14 protein-coding genes and 3 pseudogenes are annotated in these 12129 nt (G+C 59.9%); 9 read left to right on the top strand and 8 right to left on the bottom strand.

The annotated features are described in order from the left end of the window. Nucleotides 1-5 precede the first annotated feature (5 nt). Nucleotides 6-620, bottom strand: a complete 615-nt coding sequence (locus tag PM04_RS15005; protein WP_052068523.1) for a Crp/Fnr family transcriptional regulator — start codon at nt 618-620, stop codon at nt 6-8. Nucleotides 621-647: 27 nt separating this feature from the next. Here PM04_RS15005 and PM04_RS15000 point away from each other — a divergent pair, with 27 nt between their 5' ends. From PM04_RS15000 to PM04_RS17765, 3 genes and pseudogenes are all read left to right on the top strand, one after another. Next, nucleotides 648-1172, top strand: a complete 525-nt coding sequence (locus PM04_RS15000) for a hypothetical protein (protein WP_038008363.1) — start codon at nt 648-650, stop codon at nt 1170-1172. A 106-nt stretch (nt 1173-1278) separates the two neighbouring features. Then, nucleotides 1279-1602, top strand: a pseudogene (gene petA / locus PM04_RS14995) (ubiquinol-cytochrome c reductase iron-sulfur subunit); the annotation flags it as partial. Nucleotides 1603-1757: 155 nt separating this feature from the next. Beyond that, nucleotides 1758-3296: pseudogene (locus PM04_RS17765) on the top strand (ISL3 family transposase). Nucleotides 3297-3321: 25 nt separating this feature from the next. On the opposite strand, the pseudogene PM04_RS14985 reads toward PM04_RS17765, so the two are convergent. From PM04_RS14985 to PM04_RS14955, 7 genes and pseudogenes are all read right to left on the bottom strand, one after another. After that, nucleotides 3322-3775 (bottom strand): annotated as a pseudogene (locus PM04_RS14985) (L,D-transpeptidase); the annotation flags it as partial. A 140-nt stretch (nt 3776-3915) separates the two neighbouring features. Next, nucleotides 3916-4473 (bottom strand): isoprenylcysteine carboxylmethyltransferase family protein, encoded by a 558-nt coding sequence (locus PM04_RS14980; protein ID WP_038008361.1) that lies wholly within the window; start codon nt 4471-4473, stop codon nt 3916-3918. Next, entirely contained in the window at nt 4470-5387 is a 918-nt protein-coding gene (locus PM04_RS14975; protein ID WP_038008359.1) for a cation diffusion facilitator family transporter, read from the bottom strand. The genes PM04_RS14980 and PM04_RS14975 overlap by 4 nt, the downstream gene beginning before the upstream one ends. Beyond that, nucleotides 5377-6132: a transglutaminase family protein gene (locus PM04_RS14970; RefSeq protein WP_038008358.1), complete on the bottom strand. Its 756-nt coding sequence runs from the start codon at nt 6130-6132 to the stop codon at nt 5377-5379. The genes PM04_RS14975 and PM04_RS14970 overlap by 11 nt, the downstream gene beginning before the upstream one ends. Before the next feature lie 96 nt (nt 6133-6228). Beyond that, nucleotides 6229-6837: a cation transporter gene (locus PM04_RS14965; RefSeq protein ID WP_369793322.1), complete on the bottom strand. Its 609-nt coding sequence runs from the start codon at nt 6835-6837 to the stop codon at nt 6229-6231. A 189-nt stretch (nt 6838-7026) separates the two neighbouring features. Beyond that, on the bottom strand, nt 7027-7353 hold the full coding sequence (locus tag PM04_RS14960) for a YnfA family protein (protein ID WP_009807984.1): 327 nt from the start codon (nt 7351-7353) through the stop codon (nt 7027-7029). Nucleotide 7354: 1 nt separating this feature from the next. Continuing rightward, entirely contained in the window at nt 7355-7783 is a 429-nt protein-coding gene (locus tag PM04_RS14955; protein WP_038008356.1) for a helix-turn-helix domain-containing protein, read from the bottom strand. A gap of 171 nt (nt 7784-7954) precedes the next feature. On the opposite strand from PM04_RS14955, the gene PM04_RS14950 reads away from it, so the two are divergent. From PM04_RS14950 to PM04_RS14925, 6 genes are read left to right on the top strand one after another with little or no spacing between them, the layout of a single operon-like run. Beyond that, complete coding sequence (locus tag PM04_RS14950; protein WP_234702897.1) at nt 7955-8557, top strand: SCO family protein; 603 nt, start codon at nt 7955-7957, stop codon at nt 8555-8557. 5 nt (nt 8558-8562) lie between these two features. Further along, complete coding sequence (locus tag PM04_RS14945; RefSeq protein WP_009573598.1) at nt 8563-8985, top strand: disulfide bond formation protein B; 423 nt, start codon at nt 8563-8565, stop codon at nt 8983-8985. Further along, the gene (locus PM04_RS14940) at nt 8982-9641 is read left to right on the top strand and encodes a thioredoxin domain-containing protein (protein ID WP_038008353.1); all 660 of its coding nucleotides are present in this window, start codon (nt 8982-8984) and stop codon (nt 9639-9641) included. Before PM04_RS14945 ends, PM04_RS14940 begins: the two co-directional genes overlap by 4 nt. Before the next feature lie 23 nt (nt 9642-9664). Then, nucleotides 9665-10132: a copper chaperone PCu(A)C gene (locus PM04_RS14935; protein WP_038008351.1), complete on the top strand. Its 468-nt coding sequence runs from the start codon at nt 9665-9667 to the stop codon at nt 10130-10132. Beyond that, nucleotides 10132-10758 (top strand): SCO family protein, encoded by a 627-nt coding sequence (locus PM04_RS14930; RefSeq protein ID WP_038008350.1) that lies wholly within the window; start codon nt 10132-10134, stop codon nt 10756-10758. The genes PM04_RS14935 and PM04_RS14930 overlap by 1 nt, the downstream gene beginning before the upstream one ends. Then, nucleotides 10755-12128 carry a M23 family metallopeptidase gene (locus PM04_RS14925; protein ID WP_038008349.1) on the top strand — a complete coding sequence of 458 codons (1374 nt, stop codon included), beginning with the start codon at nt 10755-10757 and terminating at the stop codon, nt 12126-12128. Before PM04_RS14930 ends, PM04_RS14925 begins: the two co-directional genes overlap by 4 nt. The last annotated feature ends 1 nt before the right edge of the window (nt 12129 follow it).

Here is a 12129-nt window from a genome sequence, read left to right as displayed (position 1 = left end):
TCGGGTCATGGGCGCAGGTGATAAATCCCGCGGGCGGGGTTTTTGACCCGCCCGTCCTGCACAAGCTTTCGCAAGGCCCTGTAGGTCGCCTCATGGCTCAGCTGTAATCGGGCGGCGAACTCGATCACGGAGCCGTCGAGCAGGCCCGCGACCAACCCCGCCAACACCCGGTCTTCTGCACGCCGGATACCCACGATCTCAAGCATCTGTCTTTGTGCCTGTATCTGCTGAGCCGCCTGGCGACCAAAAGCGCGCGCAAACTCAGGGTCGGCGAAGGCGTCCAAAACGGCATCCTTTTCGATCCGGATCAGCGTCCCTGCCTGAACGAAAACAGCATCGCAATGATAGACCTCTGAAAACACGGAAGCTTCGGCAAAGCTTGTTCCGGCTTGGGCACGGTGAATGATGAACCGCTCGCCATCTGGGCCGACCCGCTCGAGATACACGCGCCCGGTTTGCACGACATAGAGACCGTGGGTGGGACCGCCTTGGTGAAACATGATGTCGCCAACCGCGCCGGAAAAAGGGCGCAGGGCTGAACTCGGGATAAGATCATAGGGGGCTGGCAACATATGATTGCAATCATATTGCGATACGCCCGCCCCTGCTAGCGTAAACATGACAGCATCCCATTGAAGGACCCGTCCATGCGTCTCATTTCCCTCCTCCTTGCCATACTGATGGCCGCACCCGTGGCCGCTCAGCACGCCCATTCCGCGACTGGCCATGACATGGGTGGACCGCAGGAAACCGGGCAATCGGCCTTTGCCGCCCTGGCGGAGATCGTTGCGATCCTGCAGGCCGATCCCGAGACAGATTGGGAGCGGGTCGATATCGACGGATTGCGCCGCCATCTGGTCGATATGGATCTTCTGACCCAAGAGGCCGTGGTCACCCGCACCCTGCGGCCGGAAGGGGCCCGGTTCGAGATTCGGGGCACCCCCCGTGTTCTCGAAGCCATCCGCGCCATGGTGCCCGCCCATGCGCCCTTTCTTGCGGCTGAAACCGGCTGGGACGTTGTCACGGAGGAACTCGAAGATGGCGTGGCGCTCAGTGTCGATGGCGATGCCGCTCAGATTCAGGGACTTGGTTTCTTTGGCCTGATGACCATCGGGGCGCATCACCAGGAGCACCACCTCATGATGGCAAAAGGCGCAGCCCCGCACCATTGACGCGCCGACACGGCTTGTTTGTTGATCCGTAGAGAGGTGCACTGACAAAACGTTACATCTCGCGTGTTGACCTTCCCGCGCGGGAGACATGGACACATGTCCCGTGATGGAAGCGTCAGAGGATACCGCGCGCAGGGATTTCCTGTATTACGCAACGGCCGGGGCGGGGGTCGTGGCCGCAGGGGCCGCGCTCTGGCCACTGGTGAACCAGATGAACCCTTCCGCCGATGTCCGCGCCTTGGCACAGATCACTGTCGACATTTCCGATCTCGCGCCTGGAACGCAATTGACCGTCAACTGGCGCGGAAAACCTGTCTTTATCCGTCATCGCACAGAGGCAGAAATGGCTCAGGCTCGGGCAGAGGCGGTCTCTGACCAGCCTGACGGCAAGGCGCGCAACCCCAATCTGCCCGCCGATGCGCTGGCGTCGCGTAGCCCTTAATTGGGCTCTGCCTCACTTTGTGTGGCGCAACTATCCTGAAACAGGAAAATTCAGGAGGGATGGTTGTGAGCTCGAAGAAGCATTGGTCGCCCGGGGCCGAAGTTTCGGTTCAATGCGTTGAGCGAAGTGATTTCGGCGGGTGGATCGTATCGGGCAGTCTGACACCAAGCGGCATCTGCCCAGACTGTGGATTGCATTCACGCCGACGTCACGGCTGGCGGCGTCGGCGGTTGCAGGATTATCCCGCCCATGGAGAGGAGGTAACGGTTGATCTCGCGATTTGCCGTTGGCGATGTTTGGCACCCGCTTGCCCACGCCGGACTTTCGCAGACCAACTCACCTCGATTGCGCATCCGTTTGCACGTAGCACTTCGCGTGTCGGGGAGATTGTCAGTCATCTTGGGCATGCAACCGGCGGACGGCCTGCCGAACGGCTCTTGCACCGTTTGGGCCTTGGGGTCAGCGATTACACGGTGCTCAGGCAGTTGAAAAAGCGTGCTCAGGGCACCGCCAAGCCGCCGACGGTCATCGGGATTGACGACTGGAGCTGGCGGAAGTCGCAAACCTACGGCACGATCATTGTGGATCTGGAGCGTCGCGTGGTGATCGACATTCTTGAGGATCGAGATGTCGTCACCTGCACCAACTGGCTCAAGCGACACCCCGAGGTGAAAGTGATTAGCAGAGATCGGTGTGGTCTCTACGCCTAGACTGCACGGCAAGGGGCACCGCAGGCGAAGCAGGTCGCTGATCGGTTCCATATCGTGCAAAACCTGCGGCAGGCCATTGAGGAGCAAATGAACCTCCACGGCCCTGAGACCGGCAGAGCGCTGCTGGCCGACGCCGACAATATCACCGCAGCCGGCAGCCTTCTGAAGTCACGCCTTGCGCACAGGACATCTCGGGAAGAGATTTTCACCACCATCCATGCGCTCCGAAATCAGGGGCTTAACTGTAGCGAGATCGGGCGACGAACAGGGTTCCCGCGCCGCAGCATCGCGAAATGGCTGCAGTTCGAGACGCCACCGGACCGCAAACAGGCCGCTTTGAAACCGACTTCGCCGTGGTACTTTGAAGAATTCCTGAGCCAAAGCTGGAAGGACGGCATTCGAACAGGCAGCGCCCTGTACCGTATGATCCAAGAGCGTGGTTACGAGGGGAGTCAGTCGCATTAAAAGCGGCTGGGGGCGGGCGGGCGCAGAGCCGAAAAGCAAACGAAGGGCCCCGCCGTGGAGCACCAGATCCTGGAGCCGGTCCGGGGCCCGGAAACGGGGCATGCGATCTCTCCGGTCATTGCGGCCGCGCTGTGCATCAAACCCAGCGGAAAGCTCACCTCGGATCAGGCGCGGAAAGTCGACACGCTCAAAGCCGGTTCTCCCGCCTTCACAACGATGCGCAGCCTCGCCATGCGTTTCAACGGTATCATGCGTGGCCGCCAAGCGGGTCCGCTCCCTGCATGGATCGACGACGCCATCGAAACCGGCCTGACGCCCATTGTGCGCTTCGCCCGCACCTTGAACCGGGACTTCAATGTGGTCAAAAAGGCGATCGAGATGCCCTGTAACAACGGCCAGGCGGAAGGTCAGATCAACCGCCTGAAAACCCTCAAGCGCGCCATGTACGGCCGAGCCGGTCCAGAATTGTTGCGGGCGAGAATGCTACCGTTCCGCCACACAGATTGAGGCAGAGCCCAATTAAAGGCTACGCGACACAACCGTTTGATGACTGGCGCCCGATCTTGCGTGTGTCCCCGGTCCCGTGCACCCGGTAATACAGCCACGACAAATAAAGCACGTGGGTTCCAAGCGGGTTGTCAGGACCCGGCGGCCAATAGTCAGGCCATTCGGGGTTGCGCTCTTTCATTGATGGAGTGGGCCGCCAACTGGGCCTCTCCACCTTCCTTATAACCTCTGTATATCCTCGGCGGGTCAGCTCTTCCGAGGCGGGGACACTTGAAGGGTAGAGTTTGTAAACACTTTCGTCTTCCGACCAGTACTGGACTGCACGCGAGTCAATGTCGCACATAATTGCACCGTGCTGAAGGTTATCGAAGTGGTCTTGCCAGGGATCCGCACTGAAGGACAGAAATATTTCTGCGTACCGCCGAGGGCTCCTGCTCCTGAGCACGGAGAAGGGAAGGTGTTCCCAGAAGTCCGATCATAGTTGTCGAGACGAACTGGCACCGTGTTTTCTTTGAATCAGTAATATACTTTGCCTCGCCCTTTTGTTGATGAACGGATACGACCTCTAGCTGCTAGAGCTTCAACCGAAAATTGATGACGTTCTCGTGAGGCGGCGAGACTAGAGATATCTACGTGTTTCAGCGCAATAGTTGCGATACTTGGTGCCGTATTGTTCGCACAGCCATGGCTCTTCTGCGAGCGGGGCAAGGGCCAGCGCGGCAACTCCAACGATGACGACAGGCCAAACCCAAGGTGAGGCGAAGAGAAGAACCAAACCTATTAGGATGGCCATGTCGGCAAGATACTGCGGATTCCGAGAGAAACGGTAGAGACCCGAAGTGATCAGCTCGTCTCTCACCCCACTGGTGGCTTTCAGTCCAATGATGAATGCCCCCCACCAGGCGATCAGATTTCCGATTGCGATCAAGAACGGCCCGACTGCCCAACGGAGCGCGTTGGGCATAGAAGCGGATTTCCAATCCACGATGCCCAAACCGATCACCGCCCCAAACACGGCCAATGTGAGGCCCCATGCAATGATTGGTATGACTGAATGCTCTCTGTTTGGAGGCCAGATGCGCTTGGACGGGCGGACGATCGACCAAAGGAGCGCACCAATCAAAACCAGACCGGACAGCAGGCCTACGACCACTAGTATGCCTTGGGCAATCGTCATGAGCGGTGTCCGAACACCTGCGCCTCCTGATGCGCATTGTCGGTCGCTTCGAATTCAAGCGTGGAATGCTCGATTGAGAAACGTTCATGCAGCACCGATTTGACGTTTTCTTTAATTTTGTCGGCCTCACCCATCCGGTCGCGTTCGACAACAATATGGCAGTCCAATGCCGCAGCGTTCTCCTGCATTTGCCACAGGTGGACATGATGCACGTCCACAACGCCATCGACAATCTGGATCGCTCTGACCACGTCATTTCCATCAATATCTGGTGGGCTCCCAAGCATCAGGGTTCGAATTGGGGCCCCTATTTCGGTGAAGGACAGATACAGGATGTAGAGCGCGATGCCGATGGTGATGGCCGGATCCACCCAACGCATATCATAAAGTATAATGAGCGTCCCGCCGACTATGACGGCCACTGAAGCCAACGCGTCCGAAAGGTTGTGGAGAAACAGCGCGCGGATGTTCACGCTCCCCTTCTGCATCGAATAGGTCAGCATTGCGGTCAGCGTGTCGACCACAAGCGCAATTCCACCGAGAATGACGACGGTCCACCCCATGACTTCGGGTGGATCAATCATGCGCATGCCACCTTCGTAGATCAGGTAGAAGCCGATCACGATCAGGGTGGTGTAGTTGATCAGGGCAGCGACGATTTCGACCCGGCCATAGCCGAAAGTCATGCGCTCATCGGCCGGGCGGCGCGCGATCTTGCGCGCGGCGAAGGCAATGACAAGCGAGGCCATATCGGAAAAGTTGTGCAGCGCATCGGCGATAAGTGCTAGACTGCCCGACAATATGCCCCCGACGATTTGCGCAACAGTAAGTAGCCCATTCGCCCAGATCGCGATCGCAACCCGTCGATCCCCAGAATTCGGATCGATATGCGCGTGCCCGTGATCATGCGGCATTGGCAGGCTCCTCATGCGCGTGTGTCGCGCGTCGGTCAGTCTTCAGGCGGCCGCTGCGGAAACCACGTACGCGCGCATTCATCCAGTGGCGTATTATATGACGGTAAAGGGCACCACGCAGCCTTCCAAAGGATTGCTTATGGGACAAATAGAAGGCGTCGGGCGTATCGTACACGCCGAAATCTTGCACGATGCCGGTTTTCTGAATGTAGGTATCTTCTCCGTTCCAGGCGACGGGAGGCGCGCCAAGGCAATCCGTGCCCGCGCCATAACCGCAGACACTGTCCGTGTCCGAGAACGATCTTTGCAGGACTTCGAGGAAAGCGTCATCCAGGATGAAGCCTTCAAGGTTGATCCAGGCCCCTTGAAATTCGATCTCTACCCACGAGTGGAGGATTTCCTCTGGAGCAAGCGGATACACCAACTCTGGGACAACACCGCGCTGCAAGCCTTTGTGGATCGTAAACCCATGCAACCGGCAACGAACGCCAACACCACGCAGCAGCGCCATTAAGAGCGTGCCTTTGGTATTGCACTGCCCGTAGCCGTCGGAAAGTACCTCGGATGCGGGGATGTCGTCAGCTCGATTGTATCCGAACGCGATTTCATTTCGAACGAAATCATAGGCAGCTCCGATCCGATCGTATTCGGATAAGTCGCGCCAGCTGCGGCTCTCTATTAGATGCGCAATAGGCGCGGCATTAAAATCCAGTAGTTTGGTGGGTGCAAGTAGGGGGTTGGTCATCTGCAACGGAGTTACTCCTCGAATCGTCTTGGAACAGACTAATCTCTATAGTTACTGTAGCTTCAACCCATTCTTTTGAGAAACGATCTCTCGCAACTACTTGTCCGTGCGAACTGCTTTGTGGTGTTCACCGTGTGCGTCGCGTAGGATATTGACGCCGCCCCAGGCCGCGATCCCGGCGATCATCACACCGACGATAAGGTCGGGCCAGTTCGTTCCCAGCCAGGCAACGAGGCCACCTGCGACTACGATTCCGAGGTTTGCCGCAAAGTCGTTCCAGCTGAAAGTATTGGCCGCGCGGATGTTGACGTCCGGATCTTTGAGCCGAGCGAGCAACCAGACACAAACTGAGTTGATGGCCGCCGCGCTCAGCGCCATGACGATCATAACGGTGCCAAGGGGATCCGACCCACCGACATAGCGGCTCAAAGCATCATAAAGGATCCCGAGGGCGAACACGATCAGCAAGCAGCCCGAGACATTCGCCGCAACACGTTGCCATTTCGCAGACCGCGACAATGCAAACAGACTGATTGCGTAGACCAAGCTGTCTGAAAGGTTGTCGAGCCCGTTTGCGATCAGGGCACTGGAATCCCCGAAGGCCCCGGTCGCAAAAAAGGCCATGGCAAGACCCACGTTTAGACCGAGAACAATCCAAAGGGTGCGTCTTTCGCTTGCTCCTTTTCCTGCAGTCATACTTCCCATTCCGCTTGGTCGACTATGATCCTTCAACCTCTCGGGCAGATCAGAGTTCCGGATTGAATAATAATGGTCAGTTCCATTTACGACCGCCGGGAGCTGTCAGTCAGGCGTCTCAACCAAAGTAGAGTATAGCCCTTTTTATGGGGCGATGAGATCGCGATTTGAGACGGTTTCAAGTTCAAACCATAAAGTTCAATTGGTTCGTGGCGCGGCCAGTATTATAGCTGCGCCGAGCAAGCAAACGGCTGTGCCAAGCGCATCCCACCTGTCCGGTCTGTGACCCTCTGCAAGCCACATCCACAGTACCGAAGCTGCAATGTAGACTCCGCCATAGGCGGCAAAGGCGCGGCCCGCAGCAACCGTTTCGACTTGCGCCAGAAGCCACCCGAATACCACCAAGGCTACAATACCGGGTACGAGCCAAGCCGCGGATGCGCCGAGGCGCCACCAGCTCCAGATCGCGAAGCACCCGGCGATCTCGGCCAAGGCCGCAAGCGGGTATGCAAGCGCGGCAGGCATCTCAGGCGCCGATCTCGTCATGTTCGGTCAAACATTCGGAATGATCCCGCAACACCTCAAGCACCTTGCAATCTCCCGTCCGCCCGCCGCTGCATTCGTGAACCATGCGTTTCAGTTCCGTGCGCAGCGCCTTCAGGCGGGCCATGCGCTGCTCCACCTGTTTGAGCTGGCGACGCGCGATGGCATCTGCCTCGTCGCAGGGGCGGTTGGGATGGTCGCTGAGGTCGAGCAGCTCGCGGATCGCATCGAGCGAAAAACCGAGTTGCCGCGAATGGCGGATGAAGGACAGTCGGTCGAGCTGTGCATTGTCGTAGCGCCTCTGTCCGCCTTCGGTCCTGCCAGGTTCGGGCATGAGTCTGATCTGTTCGTAGTACCGGATGGTCTGCACTTTTGTGCCAGTCTTCTTTGACAGAGTACCGATCGTGAGCATTTTCGCCTCCATGAAAAAGATACAGTTTGTGTAGGTTTTGACGTCGGAATAAACAAGTGTCGGATTCACAGACGCGTGAGTTCAAGCTATACCATGATTTCGTGCTTGAACCTCTAGCAGCTAGAGGATGTATCCGCACAGGCAATAAGAATCAAAATCAGGCGAACAGGATTGTCCCTTACATCGGCACAGAAGTTTCTTTGGGTTTTGGCAGGCGTGGCAGCGCTTGCCTTCGTATGGCTTTTGCTATGGTCCGATTATCGTGCCGATAGCGCCCGAACCGACGCCGAACCGCCTTTTTTCGCTGAGTTCGAACTGACGGACCACCAGGGTATGGTTCGAACCGAGGAGGACTTTGCGGGGCGCTGGATGCTGGTTTTTTTCGGCTTTACCAACTGCCCCGACGTCTGCCCGACGACCCTATCCGAGGTCGCGGCGGTGATGGACGGTCTGGGCGACGATGCCGCCAAGGTCCAGCCGATTTTCATAACAATCGACCCTGAACGAGACACGCCCGCAGCACTCGCCGAATACGTCCCGCTGTTCGATGCGGGCATCATCGGGCTGACCGGCACGCCGGAACAGATCGCCGCCACATCCGAGACCTTTCCGATCTTCTTCGAACGCGTCGAAGAGGCTGCGGCGCCGGATGGTTACACGATGGGCCACACGTCGCATCTGTTCCTCTTCGATCCCGACGCGGGCTTCGCCGACTCGTGGCCCTACGGCACCTCCGCCGAAGAGATCCTCGCCAATCTGGAAGAGAGGATCTGACCGACATGAACCGTATGTCCGGAGAAACAGCCCTCGGGCTGGCGTGGATCATCGCGCTCGTCGCCTCGCTTGCCGTGCTTTTCATCGGCGAGGTGCTGGGGCAGACGCCCTGTGTGCTGTGCTGGTTCCAGCGCGCCTTCATGTTCCCCTTGGCCATTGTCCTCGGGCTCGGCCTTTGGTGGCGGGACGGCCGCGTGGGGCGCTACGGCATCGCATTGGCGCTTGGCGGCGGCGCAATCGCCCTCTGGCACATGGGGCTGTACGTCGGTCTTGTTCCCGAACGCGTCCAGCCCTGCACGGCCACCGGCCCCTCTTGCACCGATGACAACCAACTGGTCTTCGGCATCCCGATCCCGCTGATGGCGCTCGCCGCCTTCGCGCTGATCGGGGCGCTGTCGGCCCTTTCATTAAAGGACACACGAACATGAATCGACGCGGCCTGATCCTGTCCGTTCTTGCCCTCGGCGCCGCCGGTTTCGGCGGAGCCACCTGGTTTGCAAACCGCCCCGGCCCAGTGGCCGAAGCGGAGCCCGTTGCTCCGGAACTTGCGGAGGCGATGATCCGCCCCTACTCGCCCATCCTCGGGCCTGCGGATGCGCCCGTCACGATCGTCGAATTCTTCGATCCGGCCTGCGAGGCCTGTCGCGCCTTTCATCCCATCGTGAAGGACATCATGGCCGAGCATGGGGAAGCTGTCCGCGTCGTGATCCGCTACACGCCCTTCCACGGCGCGGCATCCGAGGAAGCCATCCGCGTGCTCGAGGCGGCGCGCATGCAGGACGTTTACGTGCCGGTGCTCGAGGCCGTTCTGCGGGAACAGCCGAGATGGGCGTCGCACGGTGCCCCGGCGCCCGGCCTAATCCTACAGGTCGCCGCCACGGCCGGGCTCGATGCCGAGGCCGCGCGCACGCAAATGCTGGCACCGGGTGTAGTGGCGATCCTGAATCAGGATCGTGCCGATGTAGAGACCGTGGGAATTCGCCAGACGCCCACATTCTTCGTGAACGGCAAGCCGCTCGATCCGTTCGGGGAGGCAGAACTGCGGCGATTGGTGGCTGCCGAAGTCACTTCCGCGCAAAAATGAATGGAAAGGGCAGGATCAAAACGATGAAAAAGCATATTTTGACCGGCACATTGACTGCGCTTTTGACCCTAGGAGGGCTCTCAGTGCCCGCGCTGGCCGGACCCGAGGATGTTGTCGTCGAGAACGCGTGGTCCCGCGCCTCTATCGGGATGAACCGCCCCGGGGCCGCATACATGACGATAAGCAACACCGGCGACGAGCCGGTGACGCTGATCGGCCTTACAACTCCGCTCGCGATGATGCCCGAAATTCACGAGACGAAGACAAATGCCGAGGGTGTGAGTTCCATGAGCCCGGCGGGGGAGATCGCGATCGCCCCGGGCGAGAGCGTCGCGCTCGAACCGGGGGGCCTGCACGCAATGCTGATGCGGCTACAAGAACCGATGACGGAAGGGGACACCTTTCCGCTGACCCTGCTTTTCGACGACGGAGGCGAAGTGACGGTCGAGGTGCCGATCCTCGGCATCGCCGCGCGGGGGCCAGAGGACTGATGCGGCGACGGGCGATCCTGGGGTACGGCGCGGCTGGTGTCGGGGCGGTCGCCCTGATGCTCTTCGTCGGTTGGTGGCAGGTCGATGGACCCGGTGGACCCGAACCTGTCGGGCAGCGGCCTGTGGCCCTGACCGAAATGGATTTCCGTCTGACGGATCATGAGGGCAACGCGGTCGGGCCAGAAACCCTGATCGGTCGCCCGACGATGGCGTTCTTCGGCTTCACCTACTGTCCCGATGTCTGCCCGACCACGCTCTCGGACATTTCGGGATGGCTCGACGATCTGGGAGACGAGGCCGACGAGATGAACGTGGTTTTCATCACGGTCGATCCCGAGCGCGACACTGTCGAAACGATGGCCGAATATGTCGGCTACTTCCATCCTGGGATACGTGGCTGGACGGGACCGGAAGAGCAGATCGCGCGCGTCGCGGACGGCTTCCACGCCACCTACGAAAGGGTGCCGACGGAGAGCGGCGATTACACGATGAACCACAGCGCGAGCGTCTTCCTGTTCGCAGCCTCTGGGCGGTTCGTCACCATGATCGACTATCACGAACCCAGAGAATTCGCGGTGCCGAAAATTCGCCGCGCGCTGGAAGAAGAAATGGAGGGGGCGACATGAGGCTCAGAACTTTGGCGGCTTGTGTCGCAATTGCGGGGACGGTTTCCGGGGCAGCTATCGTCATCTCCGGTGTTTTCTCGAAAGAACCCGTGCCGCCGAAACTTGCCTCGGCAGGTAATTGGATGCCCCAAGGTCCTGAAGCCCCCCAGAACGTTGACATCCTCGTGACGCTGCCCGTGACGGTATGGGCAGAAGATGCACCCGACCTCGGCCCCCTGCCCCTTCTGCAGGTCGCGTTTGCCGACAGGCCCGTGCAGGCGATCGAGCCACCCCTGTCGACATGGTCGCGCAACATTGCACCTGGCGAGACGCTCGATTTCTTGCTGTCTGAAGCTGGTCTTGCGGCACCTGACAGAGCCGAAGTTGCCCTTGCGCTTGGCGCGGAATACGATCTGCGACGGCTGCGGCCGGGGCACTCGGTCACTGTTGCTTCGACCATGGACGGCAGCCCCCGCACCGTCTCACTCGCCGTCGAGGACGGGGTTCGGATCGAGGTGGTTTTCGGCGAGCAGTTGTCCACACAGGTCGTGGCTCCGGATCCGGAGATCGTAACCCTTGCCGGCGAAGCCGTGATCGACAGCTCGATCTTCGCGGCACTCGACGAAGCCGGCATACCCGCCCGTTTTTCCGTGGACCTTGCGCAGATGCTGGGAGGGACCGTGGATTTCCGCCGCGAGATGGCCGGCGGCGAAACACTAAGGCTTCTCTGGCGTGAGGCGCGGGTCGGCGAGGACAGGATCGGACAGCCCGAACTCGCCTTCGCCGCACTGGACATCGGCGGTTCGCTCTACGAGATCGTATGGCCTGACGACGGCAGCGGTCAGGCGACGATCTACGTCGATGGCGAGGTGCTGCGCGTCTTCGCACAGCCGGTCGAGGGTGCGCGCCTCAGCTCGGTGTTCGGGCGCCGCACGCATCCGGTCTTTGGCAACGTCCGGATGCACACCGGCGTCGATTTTGCAGCGGCACGTGGGACACCGGTTCAAGCGACGGCACCGGGGCGGGTCAATTTCATCGGCTGGCGCGGCGGATATGGTCGCGTGGTCGAAATCTTGCACGGCTCCGACACCATGACGCGCTACGCGCATCTGAGCGCCGTGCCGGAAGACTTGGCACAAGGCCAACGCGTTGCGGCGGGAGACGTGATCGGCCGCGTCGGCGCGACTGGCACGGCGACAGGTCCGAACCTGCACTACGAAGTCCTCGTGGATGGGCGCCCGACTGACCCCCTCGCTGACGACCGGCTCGCCGAAGCAGCCGAGAGCGAAGCGGATGATACCGCCGCGCTCTCGCGTCTGGCCGAGGCGCGCGCGCTTCTGAATGAAAACCTCGGCAGCGAGATTGCCGAAACGACAACCGAAAGGCTCTGAC

Origin of the sequence: Thalassobacter sp. 16PALIMAR09 (genome assembly GCF_000765485.1) — a bacterium.
Taxonomy (GTDB): Bacteria; Pseudomonadota; Alphaproteobacteria; order Rhodobacterales; family Rhodobacteraceae; genus Thalassobacter; species Thalassobacter stenotrophicus.
This window is presented reverse-complemented; position numbering and strand designations above follow the sequence as displayed.

What these genes read in the sequence shown, in the direction of transcription:
- PM04_RS15000 (WP_038008363.1), top strand. Translation starts at nt 648, where the DNA reads ATGCGTCTCATTTCCCTCCTCCTTGCCATACTGATGGCCGCACCCGTG.
- PM04_RS14970 (WP_038008358.1), bottom strand. Translation starts at nt 6,132, where the DNA reads ATGACCAACCCCCTACTTGCACCCACCAAACTACTGGATTTTAATGCC.
- PM04_RS14965 (WP_369793322.1), bottom strand. Translation starts at nt 6,837, where the DNA reads ATGGGAAGTATGACTGCAGGAAAAGGAGCAAGCGAAAGACGCACCCTT.
- PM04_RS14925 (WP_038008349.1), top strand. Translation starts at nt 10,755, where the DNA reads ATGAGGCTCAGAACTTTGGCGGCTTGTGTCGCAATTGCGGGGACGGTT.
- PM04_RS14960 (WP_009807984.1), bottom strand. Translation starts at nt 7,353, where the DNA reads ATGCCTGCCGCGCTTGCATACCCGCTTGCGGCCTTGGCCGAGATCGCC.
- PM04_RS14935 (WP_038008351.1), top strand. Translation starts at nt 9,665, where the DNA reads ATGAAAAAGCATATTTTGACCGGCACATTGACTGCGCTTTTGACCCTA.
- PM04_RS14975 (WP_038008359.1), bottom strand. Translation starts at nt 5,387, where the DNA reads ATGCCGCATGATCACGGGCACGCGCATATCGATCCGAATTCTGGGGAT.
- PM04_RS15005 (WP_052068523.1), bottom strand. Translation starts at nt 620, where the DNA reads ATGTTTACGCTAGCAGGGGCGGGCGTATCGCAATATGATTGCAATCAT.
- PM04_RS14945 (WP_009573598.1), top strand. Translation starts at nt 8,563, where the DNA reads ATGAACCGTATGTCCGGAGAAACAGCCCTCGGGCTGGCGTGGATCATC.
- PM04_RS14940 (WP_038008353.1), top strand. Translation starts at nt 8,982, where the DNA reads ATGAATCGACGCGGCCTGATCCTGTCCGTTCTTGCCCTCGGCGCCGCC.
- PM04_RS14955 (WP_038008356.1), bottom strand. Translation starts at nt 7,783, where the DNA reads ATGCTCACGATCGGTACTCTGTCAAAGAAGACTGGCACAAAAGTGCAG.
- PM04_RS14980 (WP_038008361.1), bottom strand. Translation starts at nt 4,473, where the DNA reads ATGACGATTGCCCAAGGCATACTAGTGGTCGTAGGCCTGCTGTCCGGT.
- PM04_RS14930 (WP_038008350.1), top strand. Translation starts at nt 10,132, where the DNA reads ATGCGGCGACGGGCGATCCTGGGGTACGGCGCGGCTGGTGTCGGGGCG.